This window comes from Endozoicomonas sp. OPT23 (assembly GCF_009653635.1).
Taxonomy (GTDB): Bacteria; Pseudomonadota; Gammaproteobacteria; order Pseudomonadales; family Endozoicomonadaceae; genus Endozoicomonas_A.
The window spans coordinates 233,740-256,858 of the sequence record NZ_PPFD01000005.1; the positions used below are offsets into that span (position 1 = coordinate 233,740).

Here is a 23,119-nt window from a genome sequence, read left to right on the forward strand (position 1 = left end):
TTTATGTCAGGAGGGGGCGATCCTGCCCCCAGGGTTTAAAAATCAATAGCCAAAGAACTTTGGCAAGAACAGTGACAGGTCATCCCAGAAAGAAGTCAGGATAACCACTGGCAGATAACCGGTAACGATCAGCAGCAAGGCTGGACGAATCACTTCCGTTACTTTCACCTTACCGACACGGGCACCCAGATAGAGGATGGAAGCATACGGCGGTGTTACACCACCCATTGCGGTGTTAACACCCATAATCGCTGCGAACTGAATAGCACTGATACCCAACGCTTCCATCAATGGCAGCAGCAGCGGTGCAATCAGGATAATCGCGGTAACATCGTTCACCACCATGCCTACCAGGAACAACAGAACGTTGATCATGATTAGCAGCAGCGTCTTGTCTTCAGTTATCGAGAAAATACCCTCTACAATCGCCTGAGGTACACTCTCGACTACAAACATCTGCGACAGAATCATACTGAACAGGATCATCAGCATGATGGCACCTACAGAAGTAGACGCTTCCTTACCTGCACCCAGGAAGGTTTTAACGTCCAGACCTTTGTAGATCAGGAAACCCACCGGAATAGCGTAGATAACGGCGACAGCAGCAGCTTCAGTCGGGGTCATAACACCGCCGTAGATACCACCGAGAATAATGATCGGCATCAACAGGGCTGGTGTCGCCTTGAAACCGCGACGGCTGACTTCTTTAACAAAGTCCGGACCTTTAGGACGTGGCTCAAGTACCAACGGGAACTTACGGGACATCCAGATATTAACCAGCGAGAAGTTCAGCATGATCAACAGGCCCGGGCCCAGTGTTGCCAGGAAGGAAGCCAGAATAGAAGTGTCAGTCACCCAGCCATAGACAATCATGGTCACACTGGGAGGAATCAGCAGACCCAGTAGAGAGGCATTAGCAATCAACGCAGTAGCGTATGGACGTGGATACCCTTGCTTTTCCATTTCCGGAATCAGCAGAGGACCGATAGCAGCAACACCTGTCAGACCGGAGCCGGAGATCGCTCCAATCAAAGCGCAGCTCACTGTCGCTACCACACCCAGACCACCGCGCAGGTGACCAACAAAAATGTTAACGAATCGCAACAGACTCGCGGCTATACCACTGACACTCATTATCGTGCCAGCCAGCACAAAGAGCGGAATGGCCAGCAATACCGGGTTACCCAGCTGCTGGAACCCCCAGAGCATATTGCCTTTCATAAAAGCATCGCCCAGGAAATACATCACCATCAGACCACCACCAAAGCAGTATGGCAGCGGTATCCCCAGAGTCAGCAGTATGATCAGAACCGCAACGGCAATCAGTGCAACTTCTATCATCTTATTGCGCCTCCGACTTAATCAATTGACGAATGTGTTGAACAAGATGAACGACGGTGTAAACCATCATCAGAACCATGCCAACCAGCAAAGCTACATCCATATAAAAAGTTGGAAGATAAAGCGTTGGGCTCTCTTTCCAGACTCTCCAGGAATACTTGGTAAAGTCCCAGGCCCAGTAAGTCAGCCAGGAAGCAATGGCAATACTCAGCACTTCACCGATAATGGTCAGTACATGATGCTGCCTTGCAGTCTTCAGGAAAATTTCGAGAACGTTAGCTCGAATGTGAGTGTTTTCTCTGGACGCATTTACGGCCCCAAGGACGTATAACCAGAGTGTTGGGTAAAGAAGTGTTTCTTCCAGCCCCAGAACCGGGACCTCGAGAATATATCGTGTGATAACCTGAACAAATTGCCCTAAGGCAACGATACATATCAGGCCAGTCAGAAGGAGACTGACAAAACGGCTCATAGTTGTTTCCCCATCCTCGGCTCTCTTGTTGTTTTGTGTTGTTATTCGGTTTTTATTGGACGACACAATATAAGAAGCAGTCCATAAGTACAAAACGATAAATTTGATGCCTCCATAGATTTTTTTTATAGTATCTACCTATTAAGGGTGTAGTCATACGTAATCGTGTATTCCGTCAATCCGTTGTCCGCCTTTGCCGGGCAACGGTTTTATAAATTATGCGTCCGTTCTTAAAGGTAGTGAGTGACAAGATGAATCTGACCATACGACAGCTTGAAGCTTTCAGAGAAGTCTTCAAAAGCAGCTCTATCTCAGAGGCAGCAAGGGTTTTGAACCGAACTCAGCCTGCGGTCAGCTCAATGATCTCGAATCTGGAAGAAGAACTGGGGTTGGCACTCTTTGAGCGTAAGAAAGGCCGACTACTGCACACCCCGGAAGCTAATCATTTCTTTGAAGAGACAGCAGCACTATTGGAAAGGCTGGAACGCGTTACCCATACCATGAAAGATCTCGCCGGATTGCAGGATGGCCAGCTGAGAATTGCCTGCATGCCTGCCTCAGCACAGTTCATCATGCCAAGACTGGTTGCTGACTTTGTGCAGGATAAGCCGCAGGTAAAGGTTTCATTAATGATGCGAGCATCGTCGGTCATTGAGGAGTGGGTGGCCTCCCATCAATACGATATTGGTCTTGCAGAAACACCTACGCCTAATAATGCTCTGAAGATCTCCACTTTTGAGTTGAACTGCGTCTGTGCAATTCGACATGACGATCCATTAGCCAGGCAACAGATCATAACCCCTGAAGACCTCTCTGATAAACCTATGGCAACTTTACAGGAAGGACACCCAACGCTGGTGGCAACACGAAAGGCATTTTCTACGGCAGGTGCAAGCCTTAACCCCAGGTTTGAACTCAGGAACTTTCAACCGGCATTGAAACTGGTAGAGGAAAAACTCTGTTACTGCATTTGTGACCCGATGACGGCGAGCAGTTATATGGATTATCAGAAGGGAGACCCAACGCTGGTATTCAGGTCATTTATTCCAAGGGTTGCGTTATCGGTTTCTATTTTACAGTCGTCACAGAGACCAACATCCCTGTTGGCAGAAGCATTCAGAAATATTCTTGCGGAATCATTGATTCAGATGAACCACGAGTTTGGATAGTATCAGGTCAAACTACACTGGCAATCTCACCAGGCTTACGCAGCATCTTATCTATATCACCGATATGGGTTTCTTCTTCGGCAATCAAACGACGGGCATACTCCTCTATTAATACAGAGTCAGCTTTCTGGGCAATATCCAGCAACTCGTAATAGTGTTTTACGCCCTGCTTTTCGAATTCGAGAGACTCCATCATGATGTCATGGATATCGTGCTTTGATGTTTCAAGCAATGTGCCTATTCCCAAAGAAGGGTGTTCACCGAGGTGCGTGACCATCTCTCCCGCTTCATGGGCATGAGTCAAAGTTTCGGTGGCCGCTCCTCTCAACCAGCCCACAATAGGAATACGACTGTAGCCGAACACCATAAAGCTGTAATGGGTATAACGCACTACCCCCGCAAGTTCATATTCAAGAATGGTATTTAGCTTGGCAACCAGCGCCTGCTTGTGATCAGACATCGACTTAGCTCCTGTTTGATCAAAACTAACGATCGCAAAGGAGTATAGTCAGGATTCTCAGGGTTATATCAGAAAAGAAATAATAAGCCGTTGTTTTAAAACAGAATTTAGAAAGAAGAGACAGAAGTGGAAAAAATCAGAGTGATTTGAATTCGTATTTTGTAATAGAGACAATCAGAAACCCTGATCGTCTCTATTACATGCAGCCGTTAGCCTTTACCTAGAATCAGGCCTGAAGTAGGCACACCGGTTCCTGCAGAAACCAGCATATTTTCAACCTTGTCCACCTGGTTCACCGCTTCACCACGCACCTGACGTACCGCTTCAGAAATGCCGTTCATACCATGAACATAAGCTTCACCCAACTGACCACCGTGCATATTGATTGGCAGTCGACCACCCATTTCGATCTGACCGGAGCGGATAAAGTCTTTCGCCTTGCCCTTGTCGGCAAAACCAAACTCTTCCAGCTGGGTCATAACAAAGGGTGTGAAGTGGTCGTATATAACCGCTGCATCAATGTTATCCGGTGTCATTCCAGCCTGCTTATACAGCTGTTTGGCCACCAGGTTTACTTCAGAGAGACGGGAAATATCCTTGCGGTAATAGGCTGTCATCATCTGAGGATCGTCACAAGCACCCTGTGCTGCACCCTTGATAATCACCGGCTCTTTATTCAGCTTTTTTGCACGCTCGGCAGACGTCACAACAATAGCCACACCACCGTCGCTTTCCTGACAGCAGTCCAGCAGACGCAGAGGCTCGGCAATCCAACGAGAGTTCTGATGATCTTCCAGCGTGATAGGCTTCTCATAGAACCAGGCATTTGGGTTAGTTGCTGCAAACTGACGAGCTGCAACAGCAATACGTCCAAAGTCTTCTGTTGTTGCACCAGTGTCATACAAATAACGCTGGGCACTCATGGCTACCCATGAAGCAGGTGTTACCAGACCGTGAGGAATGTACCAGCCATAATGTGTGGTTTCGTAGTCTGATTCCGCAGGAGTATTCTGCATGCCGGAACCAAAGCGATACTCGGAGCGCTCATTCATGGCACGGTAGCAAACTACAACTTCACATACGCCGGAAGCAACGGCCATAGCCGCCTGTTGAACGGTGGCACAGGCCGCACCACCACCGTAGTGAACCCGGCTGAACATTTTCAGCTCTTTACCACCAATTTCACGGAATACTTCAATTTCCGGGTTATTGTCCATGGTAAAAGTAGAGATACCGTCCACTTCGGACGGATCAATACCGGCATCTGCCAATGCTTGAGTCACACACTCTACGGCCAGCTGCATTTCACTGCGACCGGAGTTTTTGGAAAATTCTGTGGCACCAATACCGACAATCGCCGCCTGACCACTGAGACCATTAGCCATAATTTTTCTCCTTACGCCTTAAGGCAGTCCTAAAATAAGTTCCTGCTTCTAATATTGTTTTCCCCTTTGCGTGGCAAAGGGGAAAAGCGAATCGGGAAGTTATTTCGGGACTACTCCTTAGGCATGCTGTCTTGTGGTAACGCAACAACAACGGTGCCGGTAACATGGTTACCCATGCTGTTTTTACCGGCGACACTTATTTCTACAAGGCTTTGGCCGTCTTGTTCAGACTTGTCAGTCACCTTGCCAGACAGCTTCATCACTTCACCGGGGAAGTTAGGTGCACCCAGTTTGATATTGACCTTCCTCAACACCGCCAGTGGGCCAGTCCAGTCCGTGATATAACGACCAACCAGGCCATTGGTGGTGAGGATATTCATAAAGATATCCTTTGATCCCAGCTTCTGGGCATTGGCCTTGTTATGGTGCACATCCTGATAATCACGGGATGCCATGGCACCAGCCACCACCAGCTCGGTGGTCACATCAATATCCAGCCCTGGCAGTTTTTGCCCTACTTCAATATCCGCAAAGGACAGGTTTTGAAATGCCTGATTTACACTGTTCATAGTACGTTTACCACCTGATCTTTATCCGCCAGCATTGCGCCCAGTTTTGACAACTGCAGACTGCCACCGCCCAATGTCAGTTCATTGCGCTTGGACCAGAGGAAGTATCTGTGCAGCGGGAAGTCCAGATCGGAACCAATGCCACCGTGAAGGTGCTGAGCCGTATGAACCACACGGCCACCACCAATGCAGGCCCAGTATTTGGCCGCACGAATTTCCTTGTCAGCATTCAAACCGGCTTCCAGATGATAGACCGCCTGCCAGTAGGTTGAACGCATGCCTTCAACGTCGATGTAGCCGTCTGCACAGCGCAGAGTTGTACCCTGAAAGGATGAAATGGCTTTGCCGAACTGCTTACGTTCGTTGGTGTATTCAACTGTACGACGCAGAGCTTCTTCCGCAACACCGACCTGAGTCGCCGCAAGGCAGACATTGCCACGATCAACCATGTAGTTGAATACTTCTTCACCCTTGTCAGCATCAGCCAGAAGCTGGTCAGCAGTCAGTTGAGTATTGTTAAACGACACAGTGTAAAGAGGCTCGCCATTGGTGCTCTCTTCAAAATTCAGTTCAACACCGTCGGCCTTAGGGTTAACCAGAAAGACAGCGGTCTTCTTATCAGCGCTGCTTTTATCAACAACCGTCGCAGGCACCAGAATCACAGCGGATTGCTCAGCATAAGGTACGCAGATACGCTCGCCGTTCAGTACCCAACTGTCGCCCAGCTGTTCCGCTTTCAGAACAGTTTTATGAGCATTGGAGAGACCTTCTTCCTGAATGGCTGCGGTCAGAATCACTTCTCCGGTGGCCAATGCGGTCAGATATTGTTTCTTCTGTGCTTCAGAACCGTATTCAGCCAAAGTCAGACCAGCCAGCGCCAGGCTTTGTAACAAAGGCATTGGCGCTACATAACGTCCCTGCTCTTCCAGCATCAAACAGATTTCTGTCAGACCAAAGCCGCTGCCACCGAACTCCTCCGGTACAGCCATGCCCAGCAGACCGGATTCAGCAAACTGTCCCCAGAGTTCTTTATCAAACAGAGCGCCCTGCTCTTTCAGTTCTTTCAGACGTTCATCGGTGGACAGGTCTTTCAGTACCTGAGCACTGAGTTCACGGATTGAGTTCTGATCTTCGCTATAGGTAAAGTCCATGACTTAGCTCCTTATCCTTATTATTTTTCAGATACAGGTCTGAACAGAGCCAGAGCCAGTTCATCATCACATTGGGTAATTTCAGCCTGCACCGGCAAACCAATTCTTACGTCTTCCGGTTCAATACCAATAAGACCTGCTACCAGACGAGTGCCTTCTTCCAGCTCCACCAGCGCAACCGGGTTAGGCGAGGCATCAAAGGCTGGCAGGTCCGGGTGGTGCATGTTGACATAACTGTGGATAACGCCTTTGCCGCTGGCTTCAACAGCGTCGCGCTCCAGTGAACGACAGCTTGGGCACATAGGTGTTGGTGGATGACGCAGGGTTTGACAGGAAGTGCAGCGTTGAATCAACAGCTTGCCTTCTTTCAGGCCTTCCCAGAAGAAGCGGGTGTCCTTGTTCATACCCGGGCGTGGACGCAGAGCCTTCTTTGGTTTGTCATCTGATTCAACCGCAGGCTTCGATGCCGCTTTTGGCGCTTCTTTAGGAGGGCAGAACTTCAGCAGGCGGAAACGCATCTCACCCACTTTTTCGTCGTTCTGATCAACAAAGGTCCAGAGTTCAGTAACGAAGTAACCGACACCCAGCCCGGTCTGTTTCTGCTCGGAGATACCTTCAATTTCCATGTAATGTGAAATATCATCGCCAGGCACCAGATTACGGAAGTATTCCTGATCGCAGTTCACAGCCACCACACCGATATAGCCATGGTCATCGAGAATATCGAGTACATAAGGCTGATCAGCAGCACGTTCCTTAGTGCCTGGCGCATGCTTCCAGCTGGCACCACGCATGGTCCAGGCTTGCAGCATGGTGGGAGGAGCAATAATACTGCCCTCTTCAGTACCGGCAGCAAATTCAGGATCGGTGTAACGAGGGTTTTTATCATCCATGGCTTCCGCCCAGTGGCGAATCATCGGCTGGTTGACCGGGTCCCAGCTTTTATGGGGACCAATCTTCACGCCGATGGTCTCGGCCATCAGCGCTTCCAACTCTTTATTTTCGCTATTATTGTTCTGATCACTCATGCTTTATACTCCGTGCCTTCAGACATGCTCTTAAGTACCCAGACATACGAATTCAGGCGCTGTTTGCCCGCCTTCGGCGGGCAAACAGCTATTTGATATTCGATTGCGTGTGTCTACACACTTAAGGCAGCACTCCGGGCAGGCTAAATGACAAGCTGATGCCAGCTCATATTATTCTTTGATCACTTAAGCATTCTAAGGCCACAGGCTTTTCGCTCAATTACAAATAGCGGCCAATTCCTGCTGGCAAATGCTGTCAAAATTCAGGTTATGGCAGTTATAACGAAAGGAAGGGATTAATTCTTACTCCATAAGCACTACGAGAGGTGCTACAGAGAAGTACCCGGAGAGAAGTATCGGGAGTCTGCTGGAGTTTAAGTTGTTCTACTGGTTTGAACTCTGAGGAACCCTTTTTGCCACTTGCGTGATTTTGTAGTTTACAAGGTAGGGAGTAAATCCTTTTAAGGTTTGGTCGTGAGCAGGGTCAAAAATCGGCCTCCCCGGTTTGTCATCTTCGAAAAAATCCAGCAGTCGTCGACCAGTCTCAAAGTGGCGTAGTGACCTGAAAAGTAGTCTTTTCCCTTGTGCAGAATAATGCATGTCGGTGAAGCATTGGCGGTACATTGTTCACCTGTTTCTTTGTCCGCAAAAGGAATATCCACCCCTTCAAAAATACATTCTAGAGACTGCCTTCCAGCGCGGGCATTTTTCCTGTTCTTTCCACCAGCAGTGTCGCTCTGTATATTTTGAAGCAGCACTTTCAGCGAGTCACCGGCACTGACAGACAGCTTTATGGCAGGAATCAGCTCTGTCCGATAGGCTCCCTCTTTGAACTCCTCTGCATTTTGATCTGATTCACACAACTCATCCCTCGACCACTTTACTTTCTCTGAGATTGGTACTGCCTGGGCGAATATCCAAAGCACTGCCTGAAAAGGCGGCTAAAATGGCTGGGATTCTGAAAACCCAGTTCAAAGCAGGTTTTTGTCACTGAAAAATTACGATCGAGAAGTTCAAGCGCTCGTTCCATTCTTCTCTGTTTATGATATTCACAGGGAGAAGCCGCCAGCTTATTTCTGAACTCGCTGTATAAGCGACTCCGACTCATACAACTGACAGCACAGAGTCGATCAATACTCAGAGGTTTATATAACCTGCTTTCTATGTAGGCAACTGCTGCATTCACCCCGTTAGCGTCCGGTTCATTTCTGCTCTTCGATAGAAGGAATGAACGACTTTTGTTTCTTAAAAGGCGTACTGTCAGCTCTGTAATACCCAAATCAATCAATAGCTTTCTATCCGGGTGATTCTCAGCATAAACGCCCGTTAAACGCTCCAGTAACAGCTGGGTTTCAGCCGTATGGTGACTGTGCTGAAAACAACTTGAGGAGTAATCCAGATCATTGATGCCGTGAGATTCATAAAGTTGTTCAGCCAGACTGGCTATTCGCTCTCGGGCAATCTCAATAGTCATACAACTCGTGGGGGTTTCAAGAGTAGCTGTCGGAAAATCGATATAGACTTCACTATCCGGCGCAATAATAAAAGATTCACCAGGAAAAAAAGGTGTCTTACCAGCATCCCAATGCATGACCTTTTTTCCAGTCAGCATACCGCAGAACATCAGTTCCTCAGCACGAAGCCTTACTCGTTCCACCTGTTGATAGGTATCATAAATACACAGCTCGGAATCCTTGCCCGCAAATACTGTTCTGTTTTCTATCAACCTCTCAACAGGTCGTGCCACCAGGCTTAACGATGTTTTATTCATAGAGAACCAGCTGATCTCTGGCCGCTGATATCGGCTCTTTTTATTTGAATGCAATTCCTTTTCTGGACTGAGAGTCAACTTTTGCGGACTCAGAGTACAGTAAATAATTTGTACTACCGATAGCCTGTCTCTGTCCAGAAACACTTCTACTAAAGACATAGAAAAAGCAAAGACAAAAACAGCCGTATAAATAACAATAACAAGGAAGCACTATGATTTTTGCAAACCCTGGCGAGAAAGATTCTGTCGTATCCTTCAAACAACGTTATCAGAACTTTATTGGCGGCGACTGGGTCGCTCCGGTCAAAGGCCAGTACTTCAATAACATCACCCCTGTTACCGGCGAAAGCATCTGCGAAATTCCCCGCTCTACTGAAGAAGATATCAACCTCGCTCTCGATGCTGCTCATTCAGCCAAAGACGCCTGGGGAAAGACGTCTGTTACCGAACGCTCTAACTTACTGCTTAAGCTGGCAGACCGTATCGAACAAAATCTGGAAATGCTGGCCGTTGCTGAAACCTGGGATAACGGTAAAGCCGTGCGTGAAACACTGGCCGCTGACATTCCTCTGGCTGCTGACCACTTCCGCTATTTTGCCGGCTGCATTCGCGCTCAGGAAGGTTCCAGTGCCGATATTGACCAGAACACGGTTTCCTATCATTTCCATGAACCGCTGGGTGTGGTCGGTCAGATCATTCCATGGAACTTCCCGATTCTGATGGCAGCGTGGAAACTGGCACCAGCTCTTGCGGCCGGTAACTGTGTCATTCTGAAACCTGCGGAACAGACACCGGCTTCCATTCTGGTTCTTATGGAACTGGTTGGCGACCTTTTCCCTGCAGGCGTTTTAAATGTTGTTAACGGTATGGGAGCTGAAGCTGGACAGGCTCTGGCTACCAGCAAGCGCATTGCCAAAATTGCCTTTACCGGCTCAACACCGGTGGGGTCGCATATATTGAAATGTGCGGCTGAAAATATCATCCCTTCAACGGTAGAGCTGGGCGGAAAGTCACCCAATATCTATTTTGAAGACGTAATGAACCATGGCGATGACTTCCTCAGCAAATCGGTCGAAGGGATGGTTCTGGCCTTCTTTAACCAGGGTGAGGTATGCACCTGCCCTTCAAGAGCACTGATTCAGGAATCCATCTACGACGACTTTATTCCAATGGTGGTCGATCGGGCACTGCAGATCACCCGTGGTAACCCTCTGGATACAGACTGCCAGGTAGGCGCCCAGGCATCCGAGCAACAATATGACAAAATCATGAGCTATCTCGAGCTCGGTCGAAAGGAGGGTGTTGAATTCCTTACCGGTGGTAACAAGGAAACCATCGACGGCTATAACAAGGGCTTTTATATTCAGCCAACGCTGATGAAAGGCGACAACAGCATGCGGGTTTTCCAGGAGGAGATCTTCGGCCCTGTGGTCGGCGTAACTACCTTTAAGGATGAAGCCGAAGCTCTGGCCATTGCCAACGATACCGAGTTTGGCCTTGGTGCCGGTGTCTGGACTCGTGATATTAACCGCGCCCAGAGAATGGCCAGAGGCATTCAGGCCGGTCGTATCTGGACCAACTGTTACCACGCTTACCCTGCTCATGCCGCTTTTGGTGGTTACAAGAAATCAGGCGTAGGCCGTGAAACTCATAAAAAAGCTTTGGATCATTATCAGCAGACCAAGAATATTCTGGTCAGTTATGATGTAAATCCGCTTGGTTTCTTTTGATACCTATCATTCTATAGCCACTCCGGACAGCCCATACGGGCTGTCCGGTGCTACTCTTCCCTGCCATTCTTCCCTCCCACACCCTTATTTTAATTTCTGCTGCATGAAACCAATTGACTCTATGCCGGTCTGATACCTGATAACTCAGGAACTTGCTTTTATGTTCGCACTCAGGTTAATCGGACTTCTCATGTTGCTGTCACTGGGCAATGTTCTGGCTGATAGTCTGAAATCTCCATTTTTCAAACATCACAAAACCGTTAGCAGTCTGACCGATTTTTTTCCGCTTCATGAAGAGGCGGAAAGTACTCTATTTACCTATCTCGCCATGCAACGTCCCATCAGCAAACCAGATGGCATTCTGACTATTGCTACCAACAATACCTATGATCTGGGTGATTCTGCCTACGCCAAAATCATCACAGAGCTTCTTATAAAGGCTTATCCTGATAAAAAAATCAGGGTTATAATCGAAGCTTCTAATGAAAATATTAAAAACATAAAAGCAACCTTTCATTTCCCGAGCAGTGTTGAAACCCTGGTCTTTGTTGAAGGCGATGAAGAGGAAGAAACTACTGTTGCACAATGGCTGAACGAAGCCTCTCTTATTATCGTTGCCAGCACACTTATCACAGCACTTCATTCCGGTCGTCATCAATACATATCTTTTCAGCAGCTCAGTAATACTCCCACCACAATGCAGCAGTCCATTGAAACACTGACAGAAATGCTGGAAAACTATTACGCTCTTTACCAACAACTTCCCACAGATTGGGGAACTAGGCATGATCTGGAGAGAAATTTCTGGGGCAATAGATCAGAATACTACCCCAAACTCAGGGAGGTTCTTGATTACCCTGATGAACACCTGAGCAATACGGAGGCAGTACACGGTATTGCTAAAGACATCATTGCAAGCTGTTCCTCTGATTCTGACTGTTCAGAATACTTTCAAACGAAATCAGGAAAAACAGTCACAGAGAATGAAGATCTAACAAGACAACCAGCCAGTAGTTCAACCTTTGGCTTTGAGCCAGACAATCTCGGATTTCTATTAAAACCGTCTTTGCTCAAATCTCTGGAATCGAGTACAACGATTCCTCTTGCTAACGAATTTCAAGAGCTGCTTTCAGATTACCCAGCCATTTCAAGGCTCATACTGAACACAGATAAGAATCCTGATTTCTATATGGCTTACATGCACAACACGCTTGGCTTTGCTGAATTTATTGCAATAGTTTCACATCTTACTGCTGAATCAACACCTGTAATTCTTGCCAATGTGTCCAGAAAAGAACTGGAAAACTCTGTTTTAAAACAGTTGCTGGCCAACAATGGCATTTCAGAGGTTATTCATACAAACCTGAAAGACAAGCCGCGCAACTCACAAGATGAGGTTTATAACATTGGTTATGGAGGCAAGAGAGTACATATAGTGACTCTCCCGATAATTACTGACGATTTACGCTATCTGTCATTATTTTCTCATGCCCGGCATCCAGTGGGAGTTACCGGAAACCTGAGCCTCTTTAACGCAGTAGCATTGAAGAAAGTTCCATATTATGACATCACCCACGGTTTTCAGAGTGGCGTCAATGACAGCCTCAAACGATTTGACCAAACCGGAAAACTGCATGGTGTCTTTGATAACCGTTTTCTGCCTTTACAGAAAGCTCGGGCTATAGAGTCAGCAAAAAACAGTGTCAATGCATGGGCTGACGATATCATGGAGACAAAACTGGCCAACCAGCTACTGTTGAGCATGATCGATTATCTGATCACTGACAGAGGTCAGGCTCTTTTTGGGCACCTTGCCCAACTGGAAAACTTGCCAAATGAATCTCTCACAGAGTATGAGCAGGACATAAAAAGAACAAGGAACCAGCTTGAGGTACTTTTTCAAACCGAGAACCAACAATGTCCACCACTGAACCAGTTCTACAAACTGTACCAATCTCTGCGTGAGGCTAAATCTGTCCCAGTATCAAACAAATTTTCTAAACGACCCTTCTGGCTGTTTTATGAATCAGCTCCTAGACCTGATTGTGAGCACTGAAAAATGAAGTTCATTAGTATTTTTAAAAACACCCTGAAGATAACCAGAATAATTGTTCTTGTTACTCAGTTCTTATGCTTATTTTTTATATTTTATATGAGTATTACTTTAGCTAGCCCCTCTCCCCTTCTGAACAGTTATTTCCCTCCCCATGAAAGACCGGAAGAAATTTTAACTCCGTATTTAATATCCCAATCTCCTGTAAGAAATTCTGATGGCATTCTTACTGTTGTTACAAATGTATTGGGGGGATTTGGCGACCTGGTGTATGCCCAGGTCATTACTGCAATACTGCTTCAGGCTTACCCTGAAAAACAAATCAGAGTCATATTTGAAGCGTACAGCAGAGATCTGAAAACCAGTAGAGACTTCTTTTCCTGCCCTTCAGGGATTGAATGCCAGTTTATTGCTACAGAAGACATTTACAGTCCAGAGGTCATACAATGGTTGAATGAGGCATCGCTCATTATTGTTGCAAGCGTCGGAATAGCTCCTGTCAGAACAGGTGACTTTCAATTTATTAAATTCGGAGAACTCAGTACTACTCGAAAACCTCACGAAGATAGCGTGGATTGGCTTACAGCATTACATGACAATTACGATGGTCTTGTTCGAAAGATGTCCCTTGACTCAACTGATCGAAACTTCTTCAACATAAAATATTGGTGCACCAGATCAGATACGTATCTTGAATTGTTTGATACCGTCGAACAAGTAGGGAAATTAAAACCGTTCAGGGAGCTGACAAATAACTTGTTGCAAACCTGTTCAGCGGACGAGGCCTGCATGCAATATTATGATTTGGCCAACCCTGACAAAAGCACTGACCATGAAAGCAAGGGTCAGTTTAACGAAGATCCTATGGGAGTTAGCAGCAGTTCCGCATTTGGTCTTGAACCTGAAGATCTCGGAGTTTTACTGAGACCGTCCCTGCTTGAGGCTCTGGCCATTGATAGCATCTCTCCCCTGCAAAACCAGTTCAACCTTTTACTCTCGAATCACCCGATGCTCTCCAGCTATTTAAACGGCAAAAGTAGCCCCCCTGAGTATTACCTGACTTACATGCACAATTCACTGGGCTTTGCTGAATATATTGCTATCGTGTCTTACCTGAACCCAGAAACAATACCGGTTATCCTTTCCAATATTTCCCCCGATTTATTTGAAGACCCTATCTTCACCCAATTGCTGGCAATCAATGGAATATCTCAAATCTTTTACACCGACTTGAGCAATCAAGAGGTCAGGCCACAAGAAAGAACGTTCAAAGTTGGTTATGGTGGCAAGAGTATTCGTTTAGCTACTCTACCCATGATTCCAGATGACCAGCAATACCTTTCCCTCATTGCACAAGCACAACAACCTGTGGGAGTGACGGGAAACATGAGTTTATTTGATGCCATTGCCCTGAAAAAAATCCCAATATATGACATCTGGCTCGACTATCAACGCGACGTCAACAGCAGTCTCAGGCGATTTGATCAATACGGCAAACTCGATGCTGTATTTGACAATCGTTTTCTTCCCCAGGAAAAAGCACTGGCTATTCAATATGCAGGAAACAGTGTGAGTGCCTGGTCAGACAGCATTATCAACAACAAATTGGCCAATCCTATGCTGCTCTCCATGGTTGACCACTTAATAAACAACAAAAATCATTCATTATTCGATGATCTGGAGCAGCTACAGAAAACAGCCGAAAACGTTCAGCACCCCTATGAATACGACACCCATCGTTTAAGAAGCACTTATTCAGAACTTGTTGAAGCAACCAGAAAGCAGTGCGGAAAAAGAAGTCTCTACTATCAGTTCCACCAAACCCCAAGAACAGCTTTGTCATCTGTTTTACGGGCAACCGCAAAAAAACATATTCCTCTCTGGATGTTTTATGATGATAACCCCAAACCCGACTGTGAAGTCCCCTGATATGAACCTGTCATCTCAAGAGCCTATGTTTGATTCTTGAGATGACTCATCAAATCAAAACGCCCAGTGAATACCGGCATTAAAACCACGCATGGTTTCAGTATCATTGGCACGACCAATGTTCAGGTCCATTTCATACTGACGGTAACCCGCCTGCAGACTGAAACCGGCAAACAAGCCAAGACGAACACCTGCCTGAGCATCCTTGAATTCTGAATCGCCATTTTTACCCAGATCAACACGACCGAAGAAGCTCAGGTCACTGTCTTCAAACAGAGTGGCTTCTGCACTGGCTACAGGGAAAGTTTCGGAAAAATCAAAACCGTTAGATTCTCCGGAAGCTATGCGACGCAGACCCAGACCCAGGTCAAAATCGATATTGCCGTTATCAAGAAACTCGTAATAAGCAGACGTTTCGTAGCTGGTAAAGCTCAGCTTATCGCTGTCCATTTTTTCAGCACGAAAAGCCACATTGGGTACCAGGGGAATAAAGTGTTCAAAACTGCCATAAACAGACTGAACTTCTTCGTGGTTGGTTGTGTTCCAGTAGTTATAACCTGCCTTTACACCCAGCATATCAGCATGAGCAGCTGTTGCAGTGATCAATAAAGCCGCACCAGCAAATATCGCTTTCTTCATGATTCTCAACATCTAGTATTAAACGACTATTTTATAGCTTATCTGCCGTTTAATTCGACTGAGACAATCACCTATTTCTCTGCTTATCGAGTGCAGAAAAGTCTGATCACAGGAATTAATGTGTCATTTCCTCAACTTACGATGAAGAAATGACATAAGGAGATGACAATCCGATGTTTAATTGCCTGTACTTACCTGAGGCATATTCCTGCTAAACCAGTGCTTCAGCTGACGTTGAAAAGCCGAATCAAACGCTTCTCTGGCAACCGGTCTTGAAATTTGTCGCACACGTCTTTGAGATGAACCCAGCACCTCCTGCAGGCTTCTTGCCAGTTTTTCTCCTGCCATGGCAACGAGATAAGTTGCATCCAATTGAATCTGGTTTTTTTGAGAATCCGACACAGTCACACCTGAATACATGTCGTCGTAAACTCTGTGCTGCATCTCAAGATTTATAGCACTGGTAATATTCCAGGGGTCAACCATGACACGGAGGTCATTAAATGGCGCACTGTAACCCGCTGCTACAGCCTGACTGACTTCTTCCTTGAATTTCGCTACCTGATCCAGCGCATCACTGTCATACCAGCGAACATCGCTGTACTTGTCAGCCATGGAATCCCAAAGACTGTGAAGATTGGAAACACCATCAACACCCTTTACATCCAGCCTGTTACCACCAGCGTCGCCATTAGGAAATACATCACTGAATAACTCAAAGTTATGCAGCGGCTGATGAATATCCCCCATAAGGTGAATCACTGTGATAAAGGCTTTTGATGTCTCATCATCAATATGACCTTCAAGAATATCGGCTCTGTTGTTTCTCAGTACCTGAAGACTGTATTGCAGTTGAATATCGACATTGGGCAGTTCAGCGGCGGCTTCTGTCACTGCTGTATAGTTCACCTTACTGGATGCCTCATCAAAAACTACAGGCATATTGATATAGTGCCAGCTTTTGGATTCAGGGTACTTCCCTGAGTAGCTATCCAGCAAAGTTGCTGCCTGCACAAAAGTTGCGCACTGGTCACTTTCCAGCCCAAGCCCTGAGAAATAATCACACGAAGCTTTGGTTAAGTTATCCAGAATACCGGCCAGCTTCGAGTCGTTAGCACTTATCTGATCATAAGCCAGTTTCGCCACCAGCATATGACCCAGGTCATGCCATGCATGGCTGACAGTAGAAAGAAATAAAGTTGCAGATAGCACCGACAATTTCAGCAATTTCGTAGAGAAACGAAGTACAGGGATAGACCTGCATAACACCACAGAGTTACTCATGTCAGTAAGCTCTATTTAAAATGGAGTCAGAAGTATAGAAGCTCTCGTAAATATCGAGTTAGCTTCTTATCAATAGCAGTTTGTAGTTAAGTGGCGTCAACCCAGTCCACTGTTTAAATGCCCTTATAAACGCACTTGGCTCAGAGAACGCCAGCTGTCCAGCAATATCCTCAACTGAAACTCCCTTTCTGTTCAGTAGATAAATCGCCATATCCCTTCTTACTTCAGTCTTTAATTCCTGATAGACAACCCGTTCTTTCTTTAACTGTCGTCTAAGCGACTGTGAGTGCATTTCAAAGTGACTGGCAACCTCTTCAATGGAAAGAAGTTCCTGCTGATTATTTAAATGTTCTTCCAGTAACGACCGAATACGAATCGACAGTAACTGCTCACTCTCTCTGGTTTCAAACAGGTTATAGGGAGAACGGGACAGATAGCCTTTCAAGGTTTGACTGTTTTGAATGACCGGCCAGCCAGAACATTCAGCCTTGTAGACAAGACTGTTGACTGGCTGATTGAAACGAACCGGAACACCAAAAAAAAGAAAACGATATTCATCCAGATAATCCGTTGGCGAATAATCCAGATTGACCTCCACAACCGGCAGCCTGTCTCCAGCCAGCCAGCTGTGAAAACGGTGGTAGGTCATCAAAGTGGTTTCAATAATATAGGGATTGCAGGTATCAGCTGATAACCTTCGTGACATTTCATGGCTCAGATACGTGTCATCTAATGTCACTCGATGACTGAAACCATTCTCAAACAGATTGGCGTATTGCGCGGATTTTTCGTAAGCCTCTCCTACCGTTTCACAGCTAATCACCCCGTTAGAAAGCAGCTCACTGGTACCGATTCGCTGAGGTTTCTCAAGCAATCCCATAGCTTCATCGTTCATCAGTGAAGTGAGCTTTTTCAGCAACGAAAAGTACTTTGAAGCTTCAACTCTGGAACGGTCTCCAGCCAGAACCTGTGGCGCAATACCACAGTCACGAAGCAGCCTTTCAAGGTCATAGCCCTGCTTTCTGGCGCCTTCCAGTGTCTGCCGGACATAGGCAGAGCTGATGGTGATTGTTCTCATTATTTTTGTAAACCATCGAGATCATCTAAAAGGCATCAGAGCAAGAATGTCACTAAATGTCTATTTTTATGACACCTCACGTCATTGATAAGGCATCTGATTGAAAGCAGAATGACCGCAGTCAGAATTTTCATTACTCCAAAAGCATTTCTAATAACAAAAACAACACAGGACATCAACATGCCTCATCCGGTTTATATCTACGATGCTGTTCGTACTCCGAGAAGCAAAGGCAAGGTAGACGGCAGTCTGTACCGGGTAAAGCCTATTGATCTTGGCGCTGCGACGTTTAAAGCCATTCAGGAACGTCTGGATCTTGATACCTCTTATGTAGACGACGCCGTATTAGGCTGTTCATCACCTGTTGGTGAACAGGGTGGCGATGTTGCCAAACTGATTCCTGCTCAGGCTGGCTGGGACATGAGCGTAGCCGGTGTTCAGATAGATCGTTTCTGCGCTTCAGGCCTCGAAGCTGTGAATATGGCTGCACAGAAAATTGCCTCGGGCTGGGAAGATCTGGTCGTTGCCGGTGGTGTTGAATCCATGTCCCGTGTCCCTCTGGGTTCCAGTGGTGGCGCCATGGGTGTGGACCCGGATTTTGTTTTCAAAAATGGTTTTATTCCACAGGGTGTAGCCGCTGACCTTTTGGCAACACTGGACGGTTATACCCGTGAAGACGTCGATGCCTTCGCACTGGAATCACAGCGTCGTGCAACTCATGCACGCGACAATGGTTACTTTGACAACTCTGTCGTTGCTGTAAAAGATCGCAACGGTGTCACCATTCTAGATAAAGACGACTTTATCAAACCAAACACCACCATGGACGTACTGGGCAACCTGAAACCTTCTTTCGCCATGCAGGGTCAGTATGGTTTTGATCAGGTCGCTATCAGCAAATACCCGGAAGTCGTGAGCGTTAACCATGTCCACACGCCGGGTAACTCTTCTGGCATCGTAGATGGTGCCAGCGCCGTTCTGGTGGGCAGCGAAAAGGCCGGAAAAGACCTTGGCCTGACTCCTCGCGCCCGTATTGTTTCTACAGCGGTACTGGCGGTTGAGCCTGTACTGATGCTGGCTGGCCCTGCACCTGCCGCAGAAAAAGCCCTGAAAAAAGCCGGTTTGCAAAAAAGCGACATTGATCTCTGGGAGATCAACGAAGCTTTCTCCTCTGTTGTCCTGCGTTATATGAAAGCACTGGGTATTTCCCATGAAGTCACCAACGTGAATGGTGGCGCTATTGCCATGGGCCACCCACTGGGTGCGACCGGCGGCATGCTGATCAGCACCATGGTTGATGAGCTGGAACGTCGTAATCTCAAGCGCGGCATGATTTCTCTCTGCGTCGGCGGTGGCATGGGTATCTCCACCATCATCGAACGTGTTTAACAACGACTTAACAGAACAGGGAGATTAGTGAAATGACCGTTAACATCAGTGGCTTTAACTACAATAAAGACGCCGACGGTATTGTAACCGTCACCATGGACATGGCCGGCCCGGTCAATGCCATGACCGATGAATACCGTGAAGGTATGGAAGCTCTGCTGAACCAGCTGGAGTCCGAAGAAAATCTGGCCGGTGTCGTACTGGCTTCAGCCAAGGACGTATTCTTTGCCGGTGGCGATCTGAACGATCTGGCCAATGCAGAGCCAGGCAATGAAGAGTACTACCTTAACGAACTCGAGAAAGTAAAAGCGCACTTCCGTCGTCTGGAAAAACTGCCAGCGCCTGTTGTTGCTGCGATCAATGGTGCGGCTCTTGGCGGTGGCTGGGAACTGTCTCTGGGTTGTAACTACCGTATTGCCCTGAACGACCCAAAGATTCAACTGGGTCTGCCTGAAGTAAGCCTTGGCTTGCTACCAGGAGCTGGCGGTATCGTTCGTACCGTTAACCTGCTCGGTGTACAGAATGCTCTTCCTTATGTGATGGAAGGCAAGCAGGTTAATCCAGCCAAAGCATTAAAAGCGGGTCTTGTGAACGAGCTGGTTGAAAGCCGTGAAGAACTGGTCACCCGAGCCAAAGCATGGATTCAGGAAAACAAGGACAACGAAGACGCTGGCAAGCAGCCATGGGATCGCAAAGGTCACAAGATTCCTGGCGGCAGCTCTAACGACCCACACGTTGCCCAAATGCTGGTTATGGCACCTGCCATGCTGCGCATGAACACCAAGGGTCTGTTGCCTGCCCCTGAGCGTATTCTGGATGTAGCCGTTGAAGCCGGTCGTCTGACTTTTGATGCTGCTTTGAAAGTAGAAAGCAGTGCCTTTGTCAGTCTGGTGATGTCGCCTGTTGCCAAAAACATGATCAATACTTTCTTCTTCCAGATGAACCAGGTCAATGGCGGCGCCAGTCGTCCAAAAGACATTGCCAGAAGCAAGGTCAAGAAAGTAGGTATTCTCGGTGCCGGTGTTATGGGTCAGGGAATTGCTCTGGTTTCTGCCATGAACGGCATCAAAGTGGTTCTGAAAGACCTGAGTCAGGAAGCGGCTGATAAAGGTAAGGCTTATTCTGACAAGGTTCTTTCCAAGAAAATCAAGAAAGGTCGTATGACCGAAGAGGAGAAAGAAAGCATTCTTTCTCTGATCAAGGCTACTGACAATAATGAAGACCTTCAAGGCTGTGACTTCATTATTGAAGCCGTCTTTGAAGACATTAACCTGAAGAAGAAGATCATTGCTGAAACCGAGCCTTTCCTGGCTGAAAACGGCACCTTTGGTTCTAACACCTCTTCTCTGCCCATTGGTCGTATGGCGGAGGTCAGCCTGAAGCCTGAGAACTTTATTGGTATCCACTTCTTCTCACCGGTTGATCGTATGCCGCTGGTGGAAATCATCTGCGGAGACCAGACCAGTCCGGAAACTCTGGCCAAGGCCTTCGATTACGCTCAGCAGATCAAGAAGACACCGATCGTTGCCAGCGACTCTTACGGTTTCTTCACTTCCAGAACCTTTGGTTCCTACCTTGATGAAGGTATGCACCTTCTGAAAGAAGGTTTCCATCCGGTTGCTTTGGATAACCTGGCTCAGTCCATCGGTATGGCACTGGGTCCACTGGCAATCTTTGACGAAGTCAGCCTGCACAGCTCCATCAATGCGGCGAAATCTGCAACAGAGCTGGGTCTACTTGACAGCATCAGTGATGGCTCCCTCGCTCGCGGTGTAATCGAAACCATGGTGAACGACAAGGGTCGTGGTGGTCGTCATCACGGCGGTGGTTTCTATCAGTACAACGAAGATGGCAGCAAGGAAATCTGGTCCGGATTGTTTGATCTCTACTACAACGAAGAAGTAGATATCAGCAAGGAAGACGTTCGCGATCGTCTGCTGTTCCGTCAGGTAATTGAAGCTCTGAAAGGTCTGGAAGAAGGTGTCGTTCATTCCGTAGCGGATGCCAATATCGGCACCATTATGGGCATCGGTGCTCCTGCCTGGACCGGTGGTTATGTTCAGTTTGTAAACACTTATGGCCTGCAGAAGTTTGTACTGCGTTGTAATGAGCTGGCAGATAAGTACGGTGAGCGCTTTAAGGCTCCGGCTATCGCTATTGAGAAAGCTGAGAAGAATGAACTATTTGTTTGATGTGATTTGTCACTGACAAATCGTTGGGAAAGTGTGGTGTATTTACCGCTCAACTGGGCTCCTGCCCAGATTCGCTAGCAGGCCATCCGTGGCCTTTGAAAGTACACCACACTCCCCCAACTCAGCTCATCACACGTATTAAAAGTTCGTAATAAGCCAGTTGAAGACTTGGTGTGAGGGTTATGTTTTCAAAAGACCAGGGACTGGTCTGACTAGCGACTCCTGACCATGGATGGTCAGTGGAGCGGAAAACATAACCCTCACTTCCCGCCATAGGCACAATCCAAAAAAAACAATAATAATTGGAGAAATCTGATGGGTCCCTTGAAAGGATTCAAAATCATCGAACTGGCCGGCATAGGCCCTGGTCCTTTCTGTGGCATGCTGCTGGCAGATATGGGCGCGGAGGTTATTGTCGTTGAACGCGCCAGTGCCAGCTATACCACACCGGATGTTACCCGCCGTAATAAGAAGTCCATCGCACTGAACCTGAAAAGCAAAGACGGTCTCGAAACCCTGCTTAATCTGGTAGAAGGTGCTGATGCGATCTTTGAAGGTTACCGTCCGGGTGTTGCTGAACGATTGGGTGTAGGTCCTGAGGACTGTAAAAAACGTAACCCGAAAATTGTCTATGGTCGTATGACCGGTTGGGGCCAGGATGGACCACTGTCGCAGGCTGCAGGCCATGATATCAACTATATCTCTCTGACCGGCTCTTTGTACGCCACAGGTCGTAAGAATGACAAGCCTGTGCCTCCGCTGAACCTTGTCGGCGATTATGGCGGTGGCGCCATGTTTCTTGCCGTAGGTATTCTGGCTGGACTGCTGGAAGCTCAAAACACCGGTAAAGGTCAGGTAGTGGATGCCGCCATGACGGATGGTTCAGCTCTTCTGATGGCAACCTTTAACAGCTTCCATGCCATGGGTATCTGGAACACCCAGCGCGGCAACAATATGCTCGACGGTGGCGCCCACTTTTACGACACCTATGAAACCCAGGATGGCAAATACGTGTCCATCGGTTCCATTGAACCCCAGTTCTACAGCCTGCTAATCGAGAAAGCCAACCTTGACCCAGCAGTGTTCAGTGACCAGCACAATATGGGCAAGTGGGACGAGTTCAAAGAGAAACTGGAAACCATTTTCAAAACCAAAACCCAGTCAGAATGGTGCGACATTATGGAAGGCAGCGATGTCTGCTTTGCGCCAGTGCTGAACTTCCTGGAAGCACCTTCTCACCCGCACAATGTCGCACGACAGACATATATCGACGTTGAGGGTATGACACAGCCAGCGCCAGCACCAAGATTCAGCCGTACACCTTCCGAGGTTAAGCACGGTTCAAAACAGGCTGGTGTAGACACTGAAGCTGTCTTGAGTGACTGGGGTTTTCCTGACGACAAGATACAAAAACTGAAAAAAGACGGTGCTTTCAGTTAAGCATTTTACTTGGCATTTGTAGTACGCCGCTGACGAACC

General features: G+C 47.3%; 19 protein-coding genes. 7 read left to right on the forward strand and 12 right to left on the reverse strand.

The annotated features are described in order from the left end of the window. Nucleotides 1–42: 42 nt before the first annotated feature. A complete protein-coding gene (locus tag EOPP23_RS12675) occupies nucleotides 43–1,341 on the reverse strand; it encodes a TRAP transporter large permease (RefSeq protein WP_153766359.1) in 1,299 nt (432 codons plus the stop codon). Between the two features lies 1 nt (nucleotide 1,342). Next, nucleotides 1,343–1,813, reverse strand: a complete 471-nt coding sequence (locus EOPP23_RS12680) for a TRAP transporter small permease (protein WP_153766360.1) — start codon at nucleotides 1,811–1,813, stop codon at nucleotides 1,343–1,345. A 218-nt stretch (nucleotides 1,814–2,031) separates the two neighbouring features. On the opposite strand from EOPP23_RS12680, the gene EOPP23_RS12685 reads away from it, so the two are divergent. Beyond that, entirely contained in the window at nucleotides 2,032–2,982 is a 951-nt protein-coding gene (locus EOPP23_RS12685) for a LysR substrate-binding domain-containing protein (RefSeq protein ID WP_228550708.1), read from the forward strand. Nucleotides 2,983–2,989: 7 nt separating this feature from the next. On the opposite strand, the gene EOPP23_RS12690 is transcribed toward EOPP23_RS12685, so the two are convergent. The 7 genes from EOPP23_RS12690 to EOPP23_RS12720 form a co-directional block, all read right to left on the reverse strand. Then, nucleotides 2,990–3,442, reverse strand: coding sequence for a bacterioferritin (locus tag EOPP23_RS12690; RefSeq protein ID WP_153766361.1), 453 nt, complete (start codon nucleotides 3,440–3,442; stop codon nucleotides 2,990–2,992). A gap of 209 nt (nucleotides 3,443–3,651) precedes the next feature. Then, nucleotides 3,652–4,827 carry a lipid-transfer protein gene (locus EOPP23_RS12695; RefSeq protein WP_153766362.1) on the reverse strand — a complete coding sequence of 392 codons (1,176 nt, stop codon included), beginning with the start codon at nucleotides 4,825–4,827 and terminating at the stop codon, nucleotides 3,652–3,654. A gap of 110 nt (nucleotides 4,828–4,937) precedes the next feature. Then, on the reverse strand, nucleotides 4,938–5,396 hold the full coding sequence (locus EOPP23_RS12700; RefSeq protein WP_153766363.1) for a MaoC family dehydratase: 459 nt from the start codon (nucleotides 5,394–5,396) through the stop codon (nucleotides 4,938–4,940). Continuing rightward, entirely contained in the window at nucleotides 5,393–6,547 is a 1,155-nt protein-coding gene (locus tag EOPP23_RS12705) for an acyl-CoA dehydrogenase family protein (protein ID WP_153766364.1), read from the reverse strand. The genes EOPP23_RS12700 and EOPP23_RS12705 overlap by 4 nt, the downstream gene beginning before the upstream one ends. A gap of 20 nt (nucleotides 6,548–6,567) precedes the next feature. Further along, nucleotides 6,568–7,575, reverse strand: a complete 1,008-nt coding sequence (locus EOPP23_RS12710) for a bifunctional MaoC family dehydratase N-terminal/OB-fold nucleic acid binding domain-containing protein (protein WP_153766365.1) — start codon at nucleotides 7,573–7,575, stop codon at nucleotides 6,568–6,570. A 461-nt stretch (nucleotides 7,576–8,036) separates the two neighbouring features. Then, nucleotides 8,037–8,438, reverse strand: coding sequence for a hypothetical protein (locus tag EOPP23_RS12715; protein WP_153766366.1), 402 nt, complete (start codon nucleotides 8,436–8,438; stop codon nucleotides 8,037–8,039). A 17-nt stretch (nucleotides 8,439–8,455) separates the two neighbouring features. Continuing rightward, complete coding sequence (locus EOPP23_RS12720) at nucleotides 8,456–9,346, reverse strand: helix-turn-helix domain-containing protein (protein ID WP_194842595.1); 891 nt, start codon at nucleotides 9,344–9,346, stop codon at nucleotides 8,456–8,458. 212 nt (nucleotides 9,347–9,558) lie between these two features. On the opposite strand from EOPP23_RS12720, the gene EOPP23_RS12725 reads away from it, so the two are divergent. The 3 genes from EOPP23_RS12725 (at nucleotide 9,559) to EOPP23_RS12735 (ending at nucleotide 15,058) form a co-directional block, all read left to right on the forward strand. Continuing rightward, the gene (locus EOPP23_RS12725) at nucleotides 9,559–11,076 is read left to right on the forward strand and encodes an aldehyde dehydrogenase family protein (protein ID WP_153766368.1); all 1,518 of its coding nucleotides are present in this window, start codon (nucleotides 9,559–9,561) and stop codon (nucleotides 11,074–11,076) included. Nucleotides 11,077–11,266: 190 nt separating this feature from the next. Beyond that, entirely contained in the window at nucleotides 11,267–13,132 is a 1,866-nt protein-coding gene (locus tag EOPP23_RS12730) for a hypothetical protein (protein ID WP_194842596.1), read from the forward strand. Nucleotides 13,133–13,135: 3 nt separating this feature from the next. Beyond that, the gene (locus tag EOPP23_RS12735) at nucleotides 13,136–15,058 is read left to right on the forward strand and encodes a hypothetical protein (RefSeq protein ID WP_153766370.1); all 1,923 of its coding nucleotides are present in this window, start codon (nucleotides 13,136–13,138) and stop codon (nucleotides 15,056–15,058) included. A 54-nt stretch (nucleotides 15,059–15,112) separates the two neighbouring features. Here EOPP23_RS12735 and EOPP23_RS12740 read toward each other — a convergent pair whose 3' ends face one another. The 3 genes from EOPP23_RS12740 to EOPP23_RS12750 form a co-directional block, all read right to left on the reverse strand. After that, on the reverse strand, nucleotides 15,113–15,697 hold the full coding sequence (locus EOPP23_RS12740) for a hypothetical protein (RefSeq protein ID WP_153766371.1): 585 nt from the start codon (nucleotides 15,695–15,697) through the stop codon (nucleotides 15,113–15,115). A 177-nt stretch (nucleotides 15,698–15,874) separates the two neighbouring features. After that, nucleotides 15,875–16,981: a S1/P1 nuclease gene (locus EOPP23_RS12745; RefSeq protein WP_153766372.1), complete on the reverse strand. Its 1,107-nt coding sequence runs from the start codon at nucleotides 16,979–16,981 to the stop codon at nucleotides 15,875–15,877. A 58-nt stretch (nucleotides 16,982–17,039) separates the two neighbouring features. Next, nucleotides 17,040–18,059, reverse strand: coding sequence for an AraC family transcriptional regulator (locus tag EOPP23_RS12750; RefSeq protein WP_153766373.1), 1,020 nt, complete (start codon nucleotides 18,057–18,059; stop codon nucleotides 17,040–17,042). Between the two features lie 180 nt (nucleotides 18,060–18,239). On the opposite strand from EOPP23_RS12750, the gene EOPP23_RS12755 reads away from it, so the two are divergent. From EOPP23_RS12755 to EOPP23_RS12765, 3 genes are all read left to right on the forward strand, one after another. After that, the gene (locus EOPP23_RS12755; RefSeq protein ID WP_153766647.1) at nucleotides 18,240–19,448 is read left to right on the forward strand and encodes an acetyl-CoA C-acetyltransferase; all 1,209 of its coding nucleotides are present in this window, start codon (nucleotides 18,240–18,242) and stop codon (nucleotides 19,446–19,448) included. A 32-nt stretch (nucleotides 19,449–19,480) separates the two neighbouring features. Further along, nucleotides 19,481–21,640, forward strand: a complete 2,160-nt coding sequence (locus EOPP23_RS12760) for a 3-hydroxyacyl-CoA dehydrogenase NAD-binding domain-containing protein (RefSeq protein ID WP_153766374.1) — start codon at nucleotides 19,481–19,483, stop codon at nucleotides 21,638–21,640. Between the two features lie 315 nt (nucleotides 21,641–21,955). Further along, complete coding sequence (locus EOPP23_RS12765) at nucleotides 21,956–23,080, forward strand: CaiB/BaiF CoA-transferase family protein (protein ID WP_153766375.1); 1,125 nt, start codon at nucleotides 21,956–21,958, stop codon at nucleotides 23,078–23,080. Nucleotides 23,081–23,119: the final 39 nt, after the last annotated feature.